Source organism: Vibrio sp. ED004 (assembly GCF_023206395.1).
Taxonomy (GTDB): domain Bacteria; phylum Pseudomonadota; class Gammaproteobacteria; order Enterobacterales; family Vibrionaceae; genus Vibrio.
Window position 1 is genome coordinate 2,761,535 of the sequence record NZ_CP066149.1, and the last position, 19,883, is coordinate 2,781,417.

Annotated in this window: 21 protein-coding genes; all 21 read left to right on the plus strand. The window is 46.3% G+C overall.

What is annotated here, in order from left to right; all coding sequences use genetic code 11:
* Window positions 1–4 precede the first annotated feature (4 nt).
* Entirely contained in the window at window positions 5–1,048 is a 1,044-nt protein-coding gene (gene fliM / locus ITG10_RS12465) for a flagellar motor switch protein FliM (RefSeq protein WP_017631770.1), read from the plus strand.
* A 29-nt stretch (window positions 1,049–1,077) separates the two neighbouring features.
* Window positions 1,078–1,488 carry a flagellar motor switch protein FliN gene (gene fliN, locus ITG10_RS12470; RefSeq protein ID WP_004739851.1) on the plus strand — a complete coding sequence of 137 codons (411 nt, stop codon included), beginning with the start codon at window positions 1,078–1,080 and terminating at the stop codon, window positions 1,486–1,488.
* Window positions 1,488–1,898, plus strand: a complete 411-nt coding sequence (fliO, locus tag ITG10_RS12475; RefSeq protein ID WP_026084345.1) for a flagellar biosynthetic protein FliO — start codon at window positions 1,488–1,490, stop codon at window positions 1,896–1,898. The genes fliN and fliO overlap by 1 nt, the downstream gene beginning before the upstream one ends.
* Complete coding sequence (gene fliP / locus ITG10_RS12480; RefSeq protein WP_017631768.1) at window positions 1,885–2,814, plus strand: flagellar type III secretion system pore protein FliP; 930 nt, start codon at window positions 1,885–1,887, stop codon at window positions 2,812–2,814. The genes fliO and fliP overlap by 14 nt, the downstream gene beginning before the upstream one ends.
* An 11-nt stretch (window positions 2,815–2,825) precedes the next feature.
* On the plus strand, window positions 2,826–3,095 hold the full coding sequence (fliQ, locus tag ITG10_RS12485; protein WP_004739854.1) for a flagellar biosynthesis protein FliQ: 270 nt from the start codon (window positions 2,826–2,828) through the stop codon (window positions 3,093–3,095).
* A gap of 6 nt (window positions 3,096–3,101) precedes the next feature.
* Window positions 3,102–3,884, plus strand: a complete 783-nt coding sequence (gene fliR / locus ITG10_RS12490) for a flagellar biosynthetic protein FliR (RefSeq protein WP_017060672.1) — start codon at window positions 3,102–3,104, stop codon at window positions 3,882–3,884.
* Window positions 3,885–3,893: 9 nt separating this feature from the next.
* A complete protein-coding gene (gene flhB / locus ITG10_RS12495) occupies window positions 3,894–5,024 on the plus strand; it encodes a flagellar biosynthesis protein FlhB (protein ID WP_017631767.1) in 1,131 nt (376 codons plus the stop codon).
* 272 nt (window positions 5,025–5,296) lie between these two features.
* Window positions 5,297–7,396 (plus strand): flagellar biosynthesis protein FlhA, encoded by a 2,100-nt coding sequence (flhA, locus tag ITG10_RS12500; protein WP_017631766.1) that lies wholly within the window; start codon window positions 5,297–5,299, stop codon window positions 7,394–7,396.
* A gap of 27 nt (window positions 7,397–7,423) precedes the next feature.
* Window positions 7,424–8,935 (plus strand): flagellar biosynthesis protein FlhF, encoded by a 1,512-nt coding sequence (flhF, locus tag ITG10_RS12505; RefSeq protein ID WP_026084344.1) that lies wholly within the window; start codon window positions 7,424–7,426, stop codon window positions 8,933–8,935.
* 13 nt (window positions 8,936–8,948) lie between these two features.
* Entirely contained in the window at window positions 8,949–9,836 is an 888-nt protein-coding gene (locus ITG10_RS12510; RefSeq protein ID WP_017631764.1) for a MinD/ParA family protein, read from the plus strand.
* Window positions 9,829–10,563 (plus strand): RNA polymerase sigma factor FliA, encoded by a 735-nt coding sequence (locus tag ITG10_RS12515; RefSeq protein WP_017631763.1) that lies wholly within the window; start codon window positions 9,829–9,831, stop codon window positions 10,561–10,563. Before ITG10_RS12510 ends, ITG10_RS12515 begins: the two co-directional genes overlap by 8 nt.
* A gap of 42 nt (window positions 10,564–10,605) precedes the next feature.
* Window positions 10,606–10,974 (plus strand): chemotaxis response regulator CheY, encoded by a 369-nt coding sequence (gene cheY / locus ITG10_RS12520; protein ID WP_008218307.1) that lies wholly within the window; start codon window positions 10,606–10,608, stop codon window positions 10,972–10,974.
* Window positions 10,975–11,087: 113 nt separating this feature from the next.
* The gene (locus tag ITG10_RS12525; protein WP_017631762.1) at window positions 11,088–11,819 is read left to right on the plus strand and encodes a protein phosphatase CheZ; all 732 of its coding nucleotides are present in this window, start codon (window positions 11,088–11,090) and stop codon (window positions 11,817–11,819) included.
* 9 nt (window positions 11,820–11,828) lie between these two features.
* Complete coding sequence (locus ITG10_RS12530; RefSeq protein ID WP_248386420.1) at window positions 11,829–14,009, plus strand: chemotaxis protein CheA; 2,181 nt, start codon at window positions 11,829–11,831, stop codon at window positions 14,007–14,009.
* 13 nt (window positions 14,010–14,022) lie between these two features.
* Complete coding sequence (locus ITG10_RS12535) at window positions 14,023–15,153, plus strand: chemotaxis response regulator protein-glutamate methylesterase (RefSeq protein ID WP_017631761.1); 1,131 nt, start codon at window positions 14,023–14,025, stop codon at window positions 15,151–15,153.
* Between the two features lie 10 nt (window positions 15,154–15,163).
* The gene (locus tag ITG10_RS12540) at window positions 15,164–15,946 is read left to right on the plus strand and encodes a ParA family protein (RefSeq protein ID WP_017631760.1); all 783 of its coding nucleotides are present in this window, start codon (window positions 15,164–15,166) and stop codon (window positions 15,944–15,946) included.
* Window positions 15,933–17,099 (plus strand): chemotaxis protein CheW, encoded by a 1,167-nt coding sequence (locus ITG10_RS12545; RefSeq protein ID WP_017631759.1) that lies wholly within the window; start codon window positions 15,933–15,935, stop codon window positions 17,097–17,099. The genes ITG10_RS12540 and ITG10_RS12545 overlap by 14 nt, the downstream gene beginning before the upstream one ends.
* Window positions 17,100–17,169: 70 nt before the next feature.
* Window positions 17,170–17,664: a chemotaxis protein CheW gene (locus tag ITG10_RS12550; protein WP_004739873.1), complete on the plus strand. Its 495-nt coding sequence runs from the start codon at window positions 17,170–17,172 to the stop codon at window positions 17,662–17,664.
* Window positions 17,664–18,176 carry a DUF2802 domain-containing protein gene (locus ITG10_RS12555; protein WP_248386421.1) on the plus strand — a complete coding sequence of 171 codons (513 nt, stop codon included), beginning with the start codon at window positions 17,664–17,666 and terminating at the stop codon, window positions 18,174–18,176. Before ITG10_RS12550 ends, ITG10_RS12555 begins: the two co-directional genes overlap by 1 nt.
* A gap of 278 nt (window positions 18,177–18,454) precedes the next feature.
* The gene (ccmA, locus tag ITG10_RS12560; protein ID WP_017631757.1) at window positions 18,455–19,072 is read left to right on the plus strand and encodes a cytochrome c biogenesis heme-transporting ATPase CcmA; all 618 of its coding nucleotides are present in this window, start codon (window positions 18,455–18,457) and stop codon (window positions 19,070–19,072) included.
* Between the two features lies 1 nt (window position 19,073).
* Window positions 19,074–19,742, plus strand: a complete 669-nt coding sequence (ccmB, locus tag ITG10_RS12565) for a heme exporter protein CcmB (RefSeq protein WP_004736228.1) — start codon at window positions 19,074–19,076, stop codon at window positions 19,740–19,742.
* Window positions 19,743–19,883 lie beyond the last annotated feature (141 nt).

Below are 19,883 nucleotides of genomic sequence, written 5' to 3' on the forward strand. Positions count from 1 at the left end.
ATTTGTGACCGATTTATTAAGCCAAGACGAAATTGATGCGCTGTTACATGGCGTTGATGATGTTGAAGAAGTTGAAGATGTCTTAGAAACCGAAAATGACAATGCGGTCAATTTCGACTTCTCATCTCAAGATCGAATCGTCCGTGGTCGAATGCCGACCCTTGAACTTATTAACGAGCGTTTCGCACGTCATATGCGTATCAGCTTGTTTAATATGTTACGTAAAACGGCTGAAGTGTCGATCAACGGCGTACAAATGATGAAGTTTGGTGAGTACCAAAACACATTGTATGTACCCACCAGTTTAAACATGGTTCGTTTCCGTCCACTGAAAGGTACGGCACTCATCACCATGGAAGCTCGTCTGGTTTTCATTCTCGTAGAGAACTTTTTTGGCGGTGATGGTCGTTTCCACGCCAAGATTGAAGGTCGTGAATTCACGCCTACTGAAAGACGAATCATTCAGTTACTGCTGAAAATTGTTTTTGAAGATTACAAAGAAGCTTGGTCTCCAGTTATGGGGGTTGAGTTTGAATACTTGGATTCTGAAGTGAACCCAAGTATGGCGAACATTGTGAGCCCAACCGAAGTGATTGTTGTGAGTTCGTTCCACATTGAAGTGGATGGCGGTGGTGGTGACTTCCACGTTGTCATGCCTTACTCGATGGTTGAGCCGATCCGTGAGCTGCTTGATGCGGGTGTTCAATCAGACAAGATGGAAACCGATGTTCGTTGGAGTACCGCACTGCGTGATGAAATCATGGACGTGCCCGTTAACTTCCGTGTGAATTTACTAGAGCAAGATATTTCCCTTCGAGATCTGATGGAACTGCGCCCTGGTGACGTTATCCCAATGAATATGCCTGAGCACGCAACCATGTTTGTCGAAGAACTGCCGACTTATCGTGTGAAAATGGGACGTTCTGGTGAGAAGCTTGCAGTACAGATTTCGGAAAAAATTCAAAGACCCCATGTGGTTAAAACTGATCTCGCTTTTCTAGGCAAAGACTTAATGTCTGAGCTAGAAAATAGCGATGATGACGAATAGCAAAATAGATAAAAGTATAGGAATTGGTAATGGAACCTAGTGAAGATCAAAAGCTGGCAGACGAATGGGCTGCAGCACTTGGTGAAGACCCTTCAGCGCCATCAATTGATGTTGATGATGTGCTTGCGGCGCCACTTGATGAGCTAACCGATTCATCATCTCCGATTTCTGAAGATGAGCGTCGTAAGCTGGATACCATTATGGATATCCCCGTGACTATTTCGATGGAAGTTGGTCGCTCTCAGATCAGTATCCGCAACTTACTCCAATTGAACCAAGGTTCGGTTGTTGAGCTTGATCGAATCGCTGGTGAGTCACTAGACGTGATGGTCAACGGAACTCTGATTGCTCACGGTGAAGTGGTTGTAGTAAACGACAAATTTGGTATTCGTTTGACTGACGTTATTAGCCAAACAGAACGAATTAAGAAGCTGCGTTAATGAGCTTTTTGTCTCCAAGATTGGCTAGGCTAAGTATGGGGGGAGCTTTGTTATCTTCTCCTTCTATTGCCTTTGCTGCAACGCCGCCATCTCTTGATTTAGCGACCACCTTTGGGTCGCTAATTTTCGTTATAGCCTTCATCTTATTTATTGCTTGGCTACTGAAGCGCATGCAAGTGCCAGCTATGTCCAATCAGCAAGGTTTGGCGATTGTTAGACAAATCCCTGTGGGCACAAAAGAACGTATCGCTATCGTGCAAGCGGGTGATGAGCAGTTCTTGGTGGGCATTACCACACATTCTATTCAGCTGATCTCTAAGCTTGATAAACCTCTTACTCAGGAGATGCTGGAAAAAAGTACATTCTCAAGTCAGCTTTCCCAGCTCATGAAAAAAGATGCAAACAAATAACGGACTTTTGAACTCATCTTACTTTTGCCATGCCGGAGCTTTCCGCGCGGTAAAAGTGCTGCTGGTTCAGCTTACTCTTCTCTGTACCCTAGTATTCAGTGTGTCGGTATTCGCACAGGCTGAAGACGGCACTGTAATCCCTGCCAACACCGCGGGTTCAGAATCGGTCACCATCAGCACGATGGAACAAGACCAAGCCAAATCGACCACCATGACCACTGGCAGTTTGACGGGTAATGGGGGCGGTATTCCTGCTTTCACCATGACAACCAATGCCAATGGTGGTGAAGACTACTCGATAAACCTGCAAATCCTAGCGTTAATGACCATGCTTGGCTTCTTGCCTGCAATGGTGATATTGATGACTTCGTTCACCCGCATCGTGGTGGTGATGTCTATCTTGCGTCAGGCGATGGGTTTGCAACAAACGCCGTCCAACCAAGTGATCATTGGTATCGCGATATTCTTGACCTTTTTCATCATGTCACCCGTGATCAATCAGGTTAATGAGCAAGCAGTTCAGCCCTATTTGAATGAACAAATATCGGCGCGACAGGCATTTGATGTTGCCCAAGGCCCGATCAAATCATTTATGCTGAAACAGACTCGAATTAAAGATCTAGAGACCTTTGTTGAAATCTCAGGGACTGAAGTGACTAACCCAGAAGATGTTTCGATGGCAGTATTGATCCCTGCGTTTATCACATCGGAATTGAAAACGGCTTTCCAGATAGGCTTTATGCTGTTCTTGCCATTCCTCATTATCGACTTAGTGGTGGCGTCGGTATTGATGGCGATGGGTATGATGATGTTGTCACCGATGATTGTATCCTTGCCGTTTAAGTTGATGCTGTTTGTCCTTGTTGATGGTTGGAACTTGATACTCTCCACACTCGCCGGCAGTTTTGCCTTGTAGCTGGGGGAATAATGAATCCTGAAATATTCGTAGAGTTGTTCCGAGACGCACTTTGGATGGTGTTAATCATGGTTTGTGCCATTATTATCCCCAGCCTGCTGATCGGTTTGGTCGTGGCTATCTTCCAAGCGGCGACCTCGATCAACGAACAAACATTGAGTTTCCTGCCGCGTTTGATCGTGACCTTATTGGCCTTGATGCTGTTTGCACACTGGATGACTCAGATGATGATGGAGTTCTTTTTTGAACTCATCGAACGCTTACCTCAAGTTCTGTATTAAACCGATATGGAATACCCAACGAGCCTTGTACTAGAGTGGTTAGCCAATTATTTTTGGCCCTACACTCGCATCTCAGCCATGCTGATGGTGATGACGGTCACCGGTGCACGCTTTGTGTCGCCGCGTATTCGTCTGTATTTAGGTTTAGCGATTACCTTTGCAGTGATGCCCGCGATTCCTGCTGTTCCCAAAGAGATTGAACTGCTCTCTTTCCAAGGTTTTCTAACCGTCTTTGAGCAAATCGTGATTGGTGTGGCGATGGGTTTTGTCACTCAGTTCATGATTCAAACCTTCGTTATGCTCGGTCAAATCCTCGGTATGCAGTCGAGCTTGGGCTTCGCCTCGATGGTCGACCCAGCAAACGGGCAGAACACGCCAGTACTTGGCCAACTCTTTATGCTACTTGCGACCATGTTCTTCTTGGCGACCGACGGTCATTTGAAGATGTTACAGCTGGTGGTATTCAGTTTTAAAACCTTGCCGATTGGCAGTGGCTCTCTGACTTCAGTGGATTTTAGAGAGCTGGCATTGTGGCTCGGCATCATGTTCAAAACAGCGTTGGCGATGTCACTGTCGGGAATTATTGCGCTGCTGACGATTAACTTGTCGTTTGGTGTAATGACGCGTGCTGCACCTCAGCTAAACATCTTTTCTTTGGGTTTTGCATTTGCGCTACTCGTGGGTCTGTTACTTTGTTGGTACATCCTTGGCGGCTTGTATAGTCACTATGAGCTATTCTGGATGCAAGGCGAGCAACAGATATGTCGTCTAATCCGGTTAGATTGCTAGGAGACTGAAATGGCAGAGTCAGACGGTCAAGAACGCACAGAAGACGCCACGCCCAGACGCTTGCAACAGGCCAAAGAGAAAGGGCAGGTTGCAAGGTCAAAAGAGCTAGCGTCAGCGTCGGTATTAATTGTCGGTGCGATTGCATTAATGTGGTTTGGCGAATCGATGGCGAAGGCTTTGTTCGAGGCCATGCAGCGCTTGTTCTCTTTAAGTCGCGACGAGATCTTTGACACCAACAAACTCCTAGAAATCGCTGGTGGTGCATTGGTGAACTTGCTGTTTCCGCTGTTCTTAATTCTAATCACCTTGTTCGTTGCTGCCGTCATTGGCGCGGCGGGTGTCGGCGGGATTAACTTCTCGATGCAAGCTGCGATGCCGAAAGCGTCTAAGCTCAACCCTCTCAGCGGTATTAAGCGGATGTTTGGCCTACAAAGCTGGGTTGAACTGCTCAAATCTATTTTGAAAGTAGCGCTTGTGTCGGGTATGGCGATTTATCTGATTCAAGCCTCTCAACATGACTTGATGCAGCTGAGCATGGATGTGTATCCGCAAAACATCTTCCATGCCTTGGATATCTTGCTTAATTTCATTCTGTTGATCAGTTGCTCTTTGTTGATTGTGGTGGCTATTGATATCCCATTCCAGATCTGGCAACACGCCGATCAGCTGAAGATGACAAAGCAAGAAGTGAAAGACGAATTCAAAGACACTGAAGGTAAGCCTGAGGTTAAAGGTCGAATTCGTATGTTACAAAGGGAAGCGGCTCAGCGTCGAATGATGGCCGATGTACCTCAAGCGGACGTGATCGTCACTAACCCGGAGCACTTCTCGGTGGCTTTGCGATACAAGCAGAACCAAGATAAAGCGCCAATTGTGGTCGCCAAAGGTGTGGACCATATGGCGATGAAGATTCGTGAAATTGCCCGCGAAAATGATATCTATATTGTCCCAGCACCGCCATTGGCGAGGGCGCTTTATCACACAACAGAGCTCGAACAACAAATTCCTGACGGTCTGTTTACAGCAGTAGCCCAAGTACTCGCCTATGTTTTCCAACTGAAACAGTATCGAAAACGCGGGGGAGAGAGACCAAAACTGCAAGATTCTAATATGCCGATCCCACCTGATTTACGTCATTAGATCAATTGCTTGAGCTCAGCGTGATGAACCCTGATAATAGGGACATAGTTATTGCTCTTCTCTAAGAGGTGATGGCGATAATTTGACGTAAGATGTTGGTACAGTGTTTGCTATATCAATTCCGAACATAATAACTGGTTCATTATTACTCCTGTGTATTATCAACCTGTGCATTATAAACCTGTTTTTTATTAAACATAGCAACATAGCTTAGATCTGAGCGTCAATACGCTTGGTGAGATAGCTACAACATAGCGAACCTGTCTAGATTTATGAAATTCACCCTGCCTTTTGCGGACAAGCTACCGAAAATCCCTAACCGTGCCATGCCTGCGATTGGCGCACCTGTTATGGTACTTGCAACGCTTGCTATGGTGGTGTTGCCCATTCCTGCGTTCTTGCTGGATATGTTCTTCACCTTCAACATTGCACTGTCTATGGTTGTGTTACTGGTTTCGGTTTATACCCGCAGACCTTTGGATTTCGCCGCTTTCCCGACAGTCCTTCTGATTGCGACACTACTTCGATTAGCCTTGAACGTTGCTTCTACGCGTGTGGTTTTACTGCATGGTCACGAAGGTGGCGACGCGGCTGGTAACGTAATTGAAGCCTTCGGTAACGTGGTTATCGGTGGTAACTATGCGGTTGGTTTAGTGGTGTTCTTGATCTTGATGATCATTAACTTCATGGTTGTTACCAAAGGTGCAGGCCGTATTTCGGAAGTAAGTGCACGTTTCACCTTGGATGCGTTACCGGGTAAACAGATGGCAATCGATGCCGACTTGAACGCGGGTTTGATCGACCAAGATCAAGCACGTCTGCGACGTTTTGAAGTAACCAAAGAAGCTGACTTCTACGGTTCAATGGACGGTGCTTCTAAGTTCGTAAAAGGCGATGCGATTGCCGGTATCCTTATCTTATTCATCAACATCATTGGTGGTTTGAGCATTGGTATGGCTCAGTTTGACCTTGGTTTTGGTGAAGCAATCGAAATCTATACGCTACTGACTATCGGTGATGGTCTGGTTGCACAAATTCCATCGCTATTACTTTCTATCGCTGCCGCGATGATGGTAACGCGTCAAAATACCGATGAAGACATGGGGCAGCAGCTTGTCTTCCAAATGTTCGACAATCCAAAAGCTCTGATGATCACTGCCGCTATCCTTGGCATCATGGGTATTGTTCCGGGCATGCCGCACTTCTCGTTCTTGAGCTTAGCTATTGTTGCGGGCGCGGGTGCGTATTACATCGATAAGAAACAGAAGAAGAAAGCACTGGAGCCAAACCTTCCGGCGGCAGTTGAAGCCAGTGGAGAAACAGGCTCTCAGAAAGAGCTTTCTTGGGATGACGTTCAACCCGTTGATATTATTGGCCTAGAAGTAGGTTACCGCTTGATTCCATTGGTAGACAGAGACCAAGGCGGTGAACTACTAGAACGCGTTAAAGGCGTACGTAAGAAGCTGTCTCAAGACTTTGGTTTCTTGATTCCTGCGGTACATATCCGCGATAACCTAGAGCTGACACCAAACAGCTACCGAATCACTCTAATGGGTGTTGCGGTAGGTGAGGCTGAGATTAAGCCAGATATGGAGCTCGCGATTAACCCGGGCCAAGTATACGGAATGATCGATGGTGAGCCGACAATCGATCCTGCGTTCGGGTTAGAAGCGGTATGGATTCGTGAGGAGCAACGTGAACACGCACAAGCCCTCGGATACACGGTTGTAGATTCATCGACCGTGCTGGCAACACACCTCAGCCAATTGCTCACCAACAACGCATCGCAGTTGATTGGTCACGAAGAAGTTCAGAACCTGCTTGAGATGCTTAGCCGTTCAACACCTAAGCTGGTGGAAGGGTTTGTACCAGATCAATTACCACTGGGTGTGGTTGTGAAAGTGCTTCAGAACCTACTTAATGAAGCCATTCCAATTCGTGATATTCGAACAATAGTCCAAACTTTGTCGGAGTACTCAGGTAAGAGTCAAGAACCTGACATACTAACCGCGGCTGTTCGTATCTCATTGAAACGACTAATTGTTCAGGAAATCAATGGTATAGAGCCAGAATTGCCTGTTATAACCTTGATCCCTGAGCTGGAACAAATCTTGCATCAAACCATGCAGGCATCCGGCGGAGAATCTGCTGGTATTGAACCTGGTTTAGCCGAACGTTTACAGACTTCCCTCAGCCATGCCACACAAGAGCAAGAGCTGAAAGGTGAGCCAGCGGTGTTACTGACCTCTGGTGTATTGCGTTCCACTCTGGCTAAGTTCGTGAAAAACACGATCCCAAGCTTGAGAGTATTATCTTACCAAGAGATACCGGACGAAAAGCAGATACGCATAGTACAAGCTGTTGGTAATTAAGCCGCCTAATTAGAACGGACGATCGAATTGAAAATTAAACGATTTTTTGCAAAAGACATGCGAACTGCGCTGCTCCAAGTTAAAGAAGAACTTGGTTCGGAAGCAGTGATCATGTCTAACAAAAAGGTCGCAGGTGGCGTGGAAATTGTTGCCGCTATTGATGGCGAATCCAGCCCGTCGACAGCGAGCCAGAGACTAAATAAACCTCAGCAGCCTGCACAAAGCCAATATACGCAAATGGCCGCGCCCGCAGCTCCTGCCGGGCGACGTCAACTAGACGATGACAAGGTTAGCCTTCAGTCGAGTACTGAAGGTGGTCGCTCAATGACTAAACGCTTTGCCAACATGCTTAAGCAGTACAGTCATGGTGCAGACGACGAGCCACAACATCGTGCTGAAAACGAAGATTCGTTGTCAGCCCTACTGAATCGCCAATCAGGCAACAGTCACTTGTCGCAAAATAATCAGCAATCGAGCGGTAACCTCGATTCTGCATTTGCTCGCGAAACGGGTTTATCCAAACTGATTGCGGAAGACCGTCGAGTTGAGCGCCCAGCTCCTCGCTTGGATCCTACTCGCTATGATCGTGGTCGTGAGAATACTCAGTCCAAAGGTTCAGATACTGAAATGGAAACGATGCGCGAAGAGATGACCTCGATTCGCCGTCTTTTAGAACATCAAGTATCTGGATTAATGTGGCAAGAAGTTGAGCGTCGTGAACCCCTCAGAGCCATGCTTATCAAACGCCTCGAACGTATGGGTGTTTCGGCTGAGCTTGCGGATCAAATGGCTTGCTATATTCCGGAAGATACCAAACCCGCACGAGCTTGGAAGGCGTTGTTGGCGCTTGTTGCTGACCAAATCTCTGTGACACAAAAAGATATTTTAAAACGCGGCGGTATTGTGGCTCTGCTTGGCCCGACCGGCGTAGGTAAAACAACGACGGTTGCAAAGCTCGCTGCACGTGCAGCCATGGAATATGGCGCCGACAATGTAGCACTAGTGACAACGGACACATATCGCATAGGTGCACATGAGCAGTTATCGATTTATGGTCGAATTATGGGTTGTCCTGTAAGAGTTGCTAAAGATTCTAGTGAATTGGCCGATGTAATATATCAGTTACGTAATCGTCGCCTAATTCTGGTCGATACTGCAGGCATGGGACAACGAGATGTTCGCCTATCTGAGCAGTTAGACACACTGATGCAAGAGAGTGGTTCCGTTATTAATAGTTACCTTGTGTTGCCAGCAACCGCGCAGCGCAAAGTGCTACAAGAAACAATTGAACACTTTAGAAGAATCCCGTTGTCGGGGTGCATCATGACTAAGCTGGATGAATCCCTAAGTCTAGGTGAATTCATCAGTGTCGTAATACAAAATGCATTACCAGTTGCTTACATAGCAAATGGTCAACGAGTTCCTGAAGATATCGTTATAGCTCAGCCAAAGTACATGATTGCTAAGGCAAATGAGTTATTAGAAAAATCTACAGAGAATGAACCTCATTACTGGAACAGCGATTCTGAAGGGCTCTAGGCGGCGGATAAATATGAACGAAAATATGATACATGATCAAGCTAGCGGCCTCCGTCGCTTAACCAAGCCTTCACTCACAAAAGTTATTGCTGTAACGGGTGGTAAGGGCGGCGTTGGTAAATCTAACGTGACCTTAGGTATGGCTATTTGTATGGCACGCCAAGGTAAAAAAGTCATGGTACTGGATGCCGATTTAGGCCTTGCGAACGTCGACATCATGCTGGGAATTCGTTCTAAACGAAACCTCGGACATGTGTTGGCAGGTGAATGTGAACTTAAGGATGCGATTGTCGAAGGTCCGCACGGAATTAAAATTATTCCAGCGACATCGGGTACACAAAGCATGACTGAGTTATCACATGCACAGCATGCGGGTTTGATTCGAGCGTTTGGTTCGCTTGAAGACGAGATGGACATCTTGTTAGTTGATACCGCTGCGGGTATCTCGGACATGGTGATTAGCTTCTCAAGAGCGGCGCAAGACGTAGTGGTTGTGGTTTGTGATGAACCAACTTCAATCACTGATGCATATGCGCTAATTAAGCTTTTGAGCAGAGAACATCAGGTTCAGCGATTCAAAGTTGTTGCAAATATGGTCAGAAGCTACCGCGAAGGCCGAGAATTATTTGCAAAGTTGACTTTGGTCACAGAGCGCTTCTTGAATGTGAGCCTCGAACTCGTAGCATGTATTCCTTTAGATGATAAAGTACGTCAATCAGTCAAGAGACAGAAGATCGTAGTCGATGCGTTCCCTCGCTCTCCAGCTGCATTGGCAATCAGCTCTTTGGCTAACAAAGCATTGACCTGGCCAATACCAAAAACACCAAGCGGACACTTGGAGTTCTTTGTTGAAAGGCTGCTGAACCGTACTGAATTTGTAGAGGAACCATTTGGTGAATAAAGCGCTTACTTACGACCAACACGCTAATCACAATAGCCAACAGGCTTTTTTTGAGAAGTACTCTGTGTTGGTTAAACGTATCGCTCATCACTTGTTGGGGCGATTACCGCCTAATGTATTGGTTGATGACTTGATTCAAGCTGGCATGATCGGCTTGATTGAAGCGCAACAAAACTATGATGGTACCAAAGGCGCAAGCTTTGAGACGTATGCTGGTATTCGAATTCGAGGGGCAATGTTAGATGACATTCGCCGAGGAGATTGGGTACCGAGATCGGTTCATAAAAACAATCGAGAAATCAGTAGTGCAATCGCGGAATTAGAGGGAACACTCAACCGCGACCCAAGCGATGCCGAAGTGGCAAAGCACATGGGACTCAGTTTAGAGCAGTACCACAGTGCTTTAACTGACATTAATTGCTCAAGACTGGTTGGGATCGAAGATTTAGGCGTTTCAGATGATGTAATATCTCCGAACGAAGACTCTCAAGATAATGCGCCTTTTCAAGGGGTTGCTGATGAGTCATTCCGCCAAGCTTTGATCGATTCGATAAAACAGCTTCCGGAAAGGGAGGGCCTTGTGCTTTCGCTTTACTACGACGAAGAACTCAATTTAAAAGAGATTGGGGAAGTACTAGGTGTCAGCGAATCTCGTGTCAGCCAAATACTGAGCCAATCTATGCAGCGTTTACGCACTAAGTTAAGTGCTTGGACACAGAACGACTAACAACACTGATTTTATTCAGTGGAGGCTAATTTGAACAAAAACATGAAAATTCTCATTGTTGATGATTTTTCAACGATGCGCCGAATTGTTAAAAACCTACTTCGTGACTTAGGTTTCAACAACACTCAAGAAGCAGATGATGGCTTGACCGCGTTACCTATGCTGAAAAAAGGCGAATTTGATTTCGTGGTAACTGACTGGAACATGCCGGGCATGCAAGGTATTGACCTGCTTAAACACATTCGCGCAGACGCAGAACTTAAGCACCTTCCAGTGCTTATGATCACAGCTGAAGCGAAGCGTGAGCAGATCATCGAAGCAGCGCAAGCGGGTGTTAATGGTTACATTGTGAAGCCTTTCACTGCCGCAACTCTGAAAGAGAAACTAGATAAGATTTTTGAGCGCTTATAAGCACTCATAATAACCTGTTTTAGGCGCTTCTAGAGGGACATTAACTTTTCAGTTTCCCGTTTATCTCTATAGCTGAAGCGTCACAAAATATGCGGAGTAAGGCCGAACTCAGGATGATTTCATTAGAACAAGCAAAAAAATTAGTAGAGCTGCTTGAGAACGATGAGCAGCAAGGTGCTGATTCTCTTGTTAGAAGCATTTATGAAGATACTTATAGTCTTCAAGGCAATCCAATGCTTCAAGAAATAGGTAGTCTGACTCGCGACCTCCATGACTCTTTGACACAATTCAACTTTGACGAGCGCATCAGCGTTATCGCAAATGATGAAATCCCTGACGCTAGGGATCGCCTTCAGTATGTCATTGATAAAACGGAAGTTGCGGCGAATAAAACGATGGACGCTGTCGATCGCTGTATGCCAATTGCAGACAACCTACACGAGTGTTTACTTCAAGTAAGGCCTCAATGGAATGAACTGATGCATGGCCGCATTGAGCTGGCACAATTTAAAGCTTTATGTCACCGCATTGATGGATTACTTGTCCAAGTAGAAGGCGATAGTACTGAACTACGTGGACAACTGACTGAAATCTTGATGGCTCAGGATTTCCAAGATTTAACTGGGCAGATAATCAGCAAAGTTATTACCTTGGTAAATGAGGTTGAAGGACGTTTGGTAGAGATTCTCACCGTATTCGGGGCGAATCAAATCGAACCAACGCCTGAAAAAGAGAAGAAAGCATCTATTGCTCCTGAGGGTCCAATCATGAACCCGGAAGCGCGCGAAGACGCTGTTGCATCTCAAGATGAAGTCGACGATTTGTTATCCAGTCTTGGATTTTAAAGGTAACGTATGAGCTACGATTTAGACGAAGATATTCTTCAGGACTTTTTAGTCGAAGCAGGAGAGATCCTTGAACTCCTATCAGAGCAACTGGTAGAGCTTGAGAATAACCCTGACGACAAAGACCTATTAAATGCTATTTTCCGTGGTTTCCATACAGTAAAAGGTGGTGCTGGTTTCCTAGCATTGACTGAGCTGGTGGATACTTGTCATGGTGCTGAGAATGTGTTCGACATTCTAAGAAACGGCCAACGCAGCGTAACATCAGGCTTGATGGATACTATGCTGCAGGCGCTAGATACAGTTAATGTACAGTTTCGAGCCGTGCAAGATCAGGAACCTCTAGTACCAGCTGACCAATCTCTATTGGATGAGCTTCATCGCCTCTGCAAACCAGAGTCTGCTGATGAAGTTGCACCAGTAGAAGCACCAGCACCTGTAATCCCAGAACCTATTGTTGCAGCGCCTGAGCCTGTTGTTGAAAGCGCAAGCATCAGCGCGTCTTCTGTTGATGATATCTCTGAAGACGAGTTTGAACGCCTACTTGATGAACTTCATGGTAAAGGTGGTTCACCAACATCGGCTTCTGCTCCAACACCGCCGCCAGCGCCAGCTGCACCTCAGCCAGTCGCAGACAGTGGCGACATTACTGACGACGAATTTGAAAAGTTATTAGATGAATTGCACGGTGCGGGTAAGAGCCCGACTGCGGCAAGTTCAACGCCTCCTCCACCGCCAGCGCCTCCTGCAGCACCTGTTTCGGCGATGTCTGAAGGCGATGATCTGATGACGGACGAAGAGTTCGAGAAGTTACTAGACCAACTGCATGGTTCAGGTAACGGGCCTTCAATTGAAGAGCTTGATGCAGCGACTAAACCTGCAGAAGTGAAGCCTGCACCAGTTACACCACAAGCTGCGCCTAAGCCTGCTGCCCCAGTTGCGGTTAAAGCTGAACCGAAGCCGAGCGCTCCAGCAAAAGCTGAAGTGAAAGCGCCAGCGAAGAAGCAACAAGCTGAAGCAACTGTTCGTGTCGATACATCAACACTCGATACCATCATGAACATGGTGGGTGAATTGGTATTGGTTCGTAACCGACTTGTCAGCCTTGGCTTAAACAGCAACGACGAAGAAATGTCGAAAGCTGTCTCTAACTTAGATGTTGTTACTGCAGACCTACAAGGTGCGGTAATGAAGACTCGTATGCAGCCGATCAAGAAAGTATTTGGTCGCTTCCCACGAGTTGTCCGTGACCTTGCTCGTAGCTTGAAGAAAGACATTGTTCTTGAGATGCGCGGCGAAGAGACGGACCTTGATAAAAACCTAGTTGAAGCTCTTGCTGATCCCCTGATTCACTTGGTGAGAAACTCTGTCGACCATGGTATTGAAATGCCGGAAGATCGTGTTGCTGCCGGTAAATCGAGAACGGGTAAAGTGATTCTGTCTGCCTCCCAAGAAGGCGATCACATTGAACTGGCTATCGTTGATGACGGTGGCGGTATGGACCCAGATAAGCTTCGCGCTATTGCGGTTAAACGTGGTCTGATGGACGAAGACGCTGCGTCTCGCTTATCAAACAAAGAGTGTTTCAACCTAATCTTTGCTCCTGGCTTCTCAAGCAAAGAGCAGATCTCTGATATCTCAGGCCGTGGTGTAGGTATGGACGTTGTTAAAACAGCGATCAACACACTGAATGGCTCAATTGATATCGATTCAGAGATGGGACAGGGCACCAAGATCACGATCAAGGTTCCACTGACGCTAGCGATTCTACCTACCTTGATGGTCGGTGTTGCTGGTCACCCATTCGCGTTGCCATTGGCATCTGTAAACGAGATCTTCCACCTAGATTTAAGCCGCACTAACGTGGTTGATGGTCAACTGACTATCATCGTTCGTGACAAGTCTATTCCGTTGTTCTACTTGCAAAACTGGCTTGCGCCTAAAGCGGGTATTGTTGAACTACGCAAAGGACACGGCCATGTTGTTATCGTACAACTGGGCAGCCAACGTGTTGGTTTTGTTGTCGATACACTGATCGGTCAAGAAGAAGTAGTCATCAAGCCACTTGATAAACTACTGCAAGGCACGCCAGGAATGGCAGGCGCGACAATCACAAGTGACGGACACATTGCATTGATTCTAGATGTGCCGGACTTGTTGAAGCAGTACGCAGCTGCGTCAAGAATTTAATTTAAGGATAAATATGGCGATTAAAGTATTAGTCGTTGATGATTCGAGCTTTTTTCGTCGTCGCGTTAGCGAGATCATCAATTCAGAGGCTCGCCTAGAAGTCATCGATGTAGCAGTAAACGGCAAAGAAGCGGTCGAGAAAGCAAAGAAGCTAAGACCTGACGTGATTACGATGGACATCGAAATGCCCGTCATGGACGGCATCACAGCCGTTCGTGAAATTATGGCTGCGTCTCCAACGCCTATTTTGATGTTTTCATCGTTAACGCATGACGGCGCGAAAGCAACGTTAGATGCGTTAGACGCCGGTGCTCTAGATTTCTTACCTAAGAAGTTTGAAGACATCGCTCGTAACCGTGATGACGCAGTCGCATTGCTTCAACAGCGTGTGATTCAGATTGCCGCTAAGCGTGCATTCATGCGTCGTACACCTGTTGCACCGCGAGCTACTGCAACGACTTCAACATCAACGCCATTACGCCAACCGATGTCAGCAGCGACTTCGGCTGCTACTTCATCTGTGAAGCCTGCAGTTGCATCAGCAGCCAAGTTTAGGGCTTCGGGTAAGAAGTATCAGCTAACGGCAATTGGTACGTCGACTGGCGGCCCTGTTGCACTACAGAAGATTTTGACCCGCATCCCTGCCAACTATCCACATCCGATTGTGTTAGTTCAGCATATGCCTGCAACCTTTACTGCTGCTTTTGCTAGCCGATTGAATACCTTGTGTAAGATTGAAGTGCGTGAAGCTCAAGATGGTGACGTGTTGAAGCCTGGTGTGGCTTATCTTGCGCCGGGTGGCAAACAGATGATGGTTGATGGACGCCCTGGTTCTGCCCGCTTAAGAATTATCGATGGCGGCGACCGCATGAACTACAAACCATGTGTGGATGTTACTTTCGGCTCTGCTGCCAAGATCTACGGCGACAAAGTCCTGTCTATGATCCTGACCGGTATGGGCGCAGATGGTCGAGAAGGTTCGCGTATGTTGAAGACTGCGGGCTCGACAATTTGGGCACAAGACGAAGATAGCTGTGTTGTATATGGTATGCCTCAAGCTGTAGCAAAAGCTGGCATTTCTACTGAAGACCTACCTCTAGACCGCATCGCGGAAAGGATCTTGGTTGAAGTTGGGTTAGCTTAGGTAAATCGAGATGATTGTTTGGAGTGTTGCAAACCAAAAAGGTGGTGTTGGTAAAACAACCACGACAGTGACCTTGGCAGGCTTGCTTGCCTTAAAAGGGCTTCGTGTTCTGTTGGTTGATACTGACCCACATGCATCACTGACCACCTATCTGGGTTACGACTCAGATGCGGTGGAGTCGAGCTTGTTCGATCTGTTTCAGCTTCGTGAGTTTTCTGCGCAAACGGTAAGACCACTGACGTTGCAAACCGACGTAGAAGGCATCGATATCATTCCTGCACACATGTCATTGGCAACACTTGACCGAGTGATGGGAAATCGAAGCGGCATGGGGTTAATCTTGAAGCGTGCTTTAGCGGCGTTGAAAGATGATTATGACTACGTGTTGATCGATTGTCCGCCAATTCTTGGTGTGATGATGGTGAATGCGTTGGCGGCCAGCGACCGTATTTTGATTCCGGTACAGACTGAGTTTCTCGCAATGAAGGGCCTAGAGCGCATGATTCGCACTCTAACCATTATGCAGAAGTCTCGTAAAACACCGTTTAAGGTGACAATTGTCCCGACCATGTACGACAAGCGAACCAAGGCTTCACTGCAAACATTAACGCAGCTCAAAGAGGATTATCCGAACCAAGTTTGGACGTCTGCTGTGCCGATTGATACCAAGTTTAGAGACGCGAGCCTAAAGCGCTTGCCAGCATCTCATTTTGCATCGGGTAGTCGTGGTGTATTTGCTTACAAACAACTGCTTATTTATCTCGAAAGGTTGGCGATAAATGAGCGCGAATAAAGAATCAACAATGGCGCGACCAAATCTATCGAGTGAACAAGCACTGGATGACTATTTTACCGCGCTGTTAGGCGATGAAAGCTTTGAATCAGATGATTTTTTTGTTGACGAGTCTAACGACGAATCACAATCTGAAGAGCCAGAGCCAGAGCCAGAGCCAGAGCCAGAGCCAGAGCCAGAGCCAGAGCCAGAGCCAGAGCCAGAGCCAGAGCCAGAGCCAGAGCCAGAGCGCCAATTGGCGAGTCATCATTCAAGCTACGCAGAAATTCGCGCAGCTGAGTTTGAAGTGCCTAATCTTGAGGATGTTCAAAAGCTACTGAGTCGCTTAGAAGCAACCAATGTGGTTGATGAACTGAATCTTGATGAGTTGATGGAGCAGAACACTCAGAAAATCGCTCAGCAAACAGACATGCAAATGTTTGATGCTGCGGTCGAATCTGTTCAAGTGTTTGAAGAACCAGAAATTCAAGATTGGAATCTTCCAGAAACCGATTTATCAATTGCTGTGGAGCCTTTGGCTGAATCACCGTCAATTGAAGAACAACAAATTGAAGTTGAGTTCGCCGCTCAATCTGAGTTAGTAAAAACTGAACAAGCTGAAGTGATAGAACCTGAGCTTGAAGCTCCTTTTATCGAGCCAGTTGTTGAGCTTGAAACTCAAGCTGGAGGCGCTGACCAATTTACTTCTTGGGAAAGCCAAACTCGAACAGAAGATTTTCAAGTACTGTATTTTGATGTGAATGGTGTGACCTTTGCGGTGCCGCTTGAAGAACTCGGTGGTATCCATCGCCTAGAAGAGGTCAATCACATTATTGGTAAACCGACTTGGTATTTGGGGTTGCAAACCAATCGTGATAGTCAGCTAGATGTGGTCGATACCGCAAAATGGGTGATGTCTGAGAAACTATCAGGTGACGAATACAAAGAAAACTATCAATATATAGTGATGCTTGGAGAAAGCTTGTGGGGCCTTGCGGGCACTGAGCTCAAAGGCACCGAGTTGCTGAATACAGATAAAGTACGCTGGCGAGAAACGGCGGGAAAACGCCCTTGGCTCGCTGGTATGGTAAAAGAAAAAATGTGTGCTTTGATCCATGTCGAAGCATTAATCGCCATGCTAAATGCAGGGCTAGATGTAAAAGCATTGAGCTAGTACTACGATTGGTACAACAAAAGCATCAAGTTAATAATAGTGGTCGGTAACGACGGCAAGAGGATTATCTATGTCTCAAATGAGTGAAGTTGAAGTAAGAAAAGATCAAACTAATGACGAAGTACTTCAATGGGTAACATTCCAGCTAGAAGAAGAAACTTACGGCATCAATGTAATGCAAGTACGTGAAGTACTGCGTTACAGCGAAATTGCTCCGGTACCGGGTGCTCCAGACTACGTGCTAGGTATTATTAACCTGCGTGGTAATGTTGTTACTGTTATCGACACTCGTTCTCGCTTTGGCTTGATGCAAGGTGAAATTACAGACAACACTCGTATCATCGTTATCGAATCTGAGCGTCAAGTAATTGGTATTCTAGTAGATAGCGTTGCTGAAGTGGTTTACCTACGTTCTTCTGAAATCGATACAACACCAAGTGTTGGTACTGATGAAAGCGCGAAGTTCATCCAAGGTGTAAGCAACCGTGATGGCAAGCTGCTTATCTTAGTAGATCTAAACAAACTACTAAGCGAAGACGAATGGGATGAGATGGCTCACCTGTAATGTTTGAAGCGCTTCCTTTAACCCCAGTTGCTCTGATTGCCGGAGTCGGGGTTTTTACGTTATTCATCCTGATTTTGATTAGCAAAGTAAAACGTGCGATTCAAAAGCAGCTTGATCAGTCACGTCTTCAAGTTCGTAACTTGGACAAAGAGCTACAAAAATCGAGTAAGCAATTACTTGAGGTTCGCTCTGTTGTGGTTGGTCTTGGTCAGAAAGTGACTGAGCAACAAGATCTGATCAAGCACTTGAATGAACGTATTGTTGAGTTGGAACATGCGGATACCGATGGACGTTTGTACACGCGTGCAACGAAAATGGTTCAACTTGGTGCTGGGATTAACGAACTGATCGAAGAATGCGAATTGCCAAAAGCGGAAGCTGAGCTAATGATGTCTCTGCAAAATAAGCTCGCTGGCAAAGAGAAAATTCCTTCGCTAAGAAGTAATCCTTCATCATTTGATGAACAACCTGCGTCTTCTCATGATCGCAGAGACCCTCCTCGACGCCGATAAATTGAGCGCTTATTGCGTATCGAGCACTTGATGTTTATCACGCATTCCTCTTAAAAGAAGCTTCGGCTTCTTTTTTTATGCCTGTCTGTTGTATATAGAACGATGTTTATAAGTGCTTGTATCTACGACAATATCTTGTTTGTTGATTTAAATGTGTAAATTGTGATGCGGTGGTAACAGTTTCTTACGGAGTTTGTTCTATCGAAAACGCCTAGTCCTGTTTTGTCACCATGTTGGTGTGCTACTATAGCCCTCTCATTACTCGACTAAATTTTCCTATGCTAGAAGTCTCAAATTTAACTGCTATTCGTGACGACAGGGTTCTGTTTGAATCGTTGTCTTTTCAATTAAAACCAGGTGAACTGGTTCAGGTTGAAGGTCGTAACGGTACTGGGAAAACGACACTCCTTAGGATTATTACAGGGCTAGGTGATCGCGATGACGGCACTATCTCTTGGGATGGTGAGTCCATCGAATCGAGTCGAGATGTTTATCATCAAAATTTGCTTTTTCTTGGTCACCAAACGGGCGTGAAGCGCGAGCTTAGTGCTTATGAGAACCTAAGTTTCTATCAATCGATTCACAGTGGTGGTTCGATCAAGGAAGACCTTTACCATGCTCTGGCTCAAGTAGGTCTTGCAGGTAGAGAAGATGTCCCTGCTGGGCAGCTTTCTGCAGGTCAACAGCGCCGAGTGGCGTTGGCTCGTCTTTGGTTGAGCAAACAAATGTTGTGGATTCTCGATGAGCCGCTGACTGCGATTGATAAGCAGGGCGTGAAAGTTCTCGAATCTCTTTTTTCTCAGCATGCAGACAACGGTGGCATCGTGTTATTAACCACGCACCAAGATATGTTTGCTGATAGCCCGAAACTAAGAAAAATAAAGTTGGGTGAGTAATATGATCTCTTCTATGACCACGATTATCCGACGTGAACTGCTTATCGCATTCCGACGCCAAGCGGATATCTTTAACCCTCTGTGGTTTTTCATCATTGTTATTACGCTTTTCCCTTTAAGTATCGGCCCTGAGCCCAACCTACTTGCGCGCATTGCTGCGGGTATTGTTTGGGTAGCCGCTTTACTCTCTGCACTGCTCTCTTTGGAACGCCTTTTCCGCGATGATTTTCAAGATGGTGCCCTCGAACAGATGATGCTTATGCCCATCCCGTTGCAGTTGGTAGTATTGTCCAAGGTCATAGCACACTGGTTGTTGACCGGGTTACCATTGATTCTAATCAGCCCATTGTTGGCTGTTTTGTTGTCTTTAGATTTTGATACATGGCTCTCAGTTGTGTTGACCTTGCTGGTAGGTACACCCGCATTGAGCTTTATTGGTGCGATTGGTGTTGCATTGACCGTTGGGTTACAGAAGGGCGGAGTCCTGTTAAGCCTGTTAATTCTGCCGCTTTACATCCCCATTTTGATTTTCGCGACGTCAGCGATTGACGCTGCGGCATTGGGCGTTGCGTACAATGGCCAGCTAGCTGTGCTTGGTGCGATGTTAATGGGTGCGATGACTCTGACACCTTTTGCGATCAGTGCCGCACTTAGAGTGAGTGTGAACTGATAAGGGTTCCGTTATCGTATAGCTAATGTGAACCAAATGTGTCGATTGGACTCATAGAGTCAGCAAAACTGAAAGCAAGACAAAATAAATTATTATAATTATAGCTTTAATAGCTGTAAGCAATATGAAGTAAGAGTGAGA

Excerpts from the sequence above, each read along its gene's own strand:
- fliN (WP_004739851.1), top strand. The coding sequence starts at position 1,078 with ATGGAACCTAGTGAAGATCAAAAGCTGGCAGACGAATGGGCTGCAGCA.
- fliO (WP_026084345.1), top strand. The coding sequence starts at position 1,488 with ATGAGCTTTTTGTCTCCAAGATTGGCTAGGCTAAGTATGGGGGGAGCT.
- fliP (WP_017631768.1), top strand. The coding sequence starts at position 1,885 with ATGCAAACAAATAACGGACTTTTGAACTCATCTTACTTTTGCCATGCC.
- fliQ (WP_004739854.1), top strand. The coding sequence starts at position 2,826 with ATGAATCCTGAAATATTCGTAGAGTTGTTCCGAGACGCACTTTGGATG.
- fliR (WP_017060672.1), top strand. The coding sequence starts at position 3,102 with ATGGAATACCCAACGAGCCTTGTACTAGAGTGGTTAGCCAATTATTTT.
- flhB (WP_017631767.1), top strand. The coding sequence starts at position 3,894 with ATGGCAGAGTCAGACGGTCAAGAACGCACAGAAGACGCCACGCCCAGA.
- flhA (WP_017631766.1), top strand. The coding sequence starts at position 5,297 with ATGAAATTCACCCTGCCTTTTGCGGACAAGCTACCGAAAATCCCTAAC.
- ITG10_RS12510 (WP_017631764.1), top strand. The coding sequence starts at position 8,949 with ATGAACGAAAATATGATACATGATCAAGCTAGCGGCCTCCGTCGCTTA.
- cheY (WP_008218307.1), top strand. The coding sequence starts at position 10,606 with ATGAAAATTCTCATTGTTGATGATTTTTCAACGATGCGCCGAATTGTT.
- ITG10_RS12525 (WP_017631762.1), top strand. The coding sequence starts at position 11,088 with ATGATTTCATTAGAACAAGCAAAAAAATTAGTAGAGCTGCTTGAGAAC.
- ITG10_RS12530 (WP_248386420.1), top strand. The coding sequence starts at position 11,829 with ATGAGCTACGATTTAGACGAAGATATTCTTCAGGACTTTTTAGTCGAA.
- ITG10_RS12535 (WP_017631761.1), top strand. The coding sequence starts at position 14,023 with ATGGCGATTAAAGTATTAGTCGTTGATGATTCGAGCTTTTTTCGTCGT.
- ITG10_RS12540 (WP_017631760.1), top strand. The coding sequence starts at position 15,164 with ATGATTGTTTGGAGTGTTGCAAACCAAAAAGGTGGTGTTGGTAAAACA.
- ITG10_RS12545 (WP_017631759.1), top strand. The coding sequence starts at position 15,933 with ATGAGCGCGAATAAAGAATCAACAATGGCGCGACCAAATCTATCGAGT.
- ITG10_RS12550 (WP_004739873.1), top strand. The coding sequence starts at position 17,170 with ATGTCTCAAATGAGTGAAGTTGAAGTAAGAAAAGATCAAACTAATGAC.
- ITG10_RS12555 (WP_248386421.1), top strand. The coding sequence starts at position 17,664 with ATGTTTGAAGCGCTTCCTTTAACCCCAGTTGCTCTGATTGCCGGAGTC.
- ccmA (WP_017631757.1), top strand. The coding sequence starts at position 18,455 with ATGCTAGAAGTCTCAAATTTAACTGCTATTCGTGACGACAGGGTTCTG.
- ccmB (WP_004736228.1), top strand. The coding sequence starts at position 19,074 with ATGATCTCTTCTATGACCACGATTATCCGACGTGAACTGCTTATCGCA.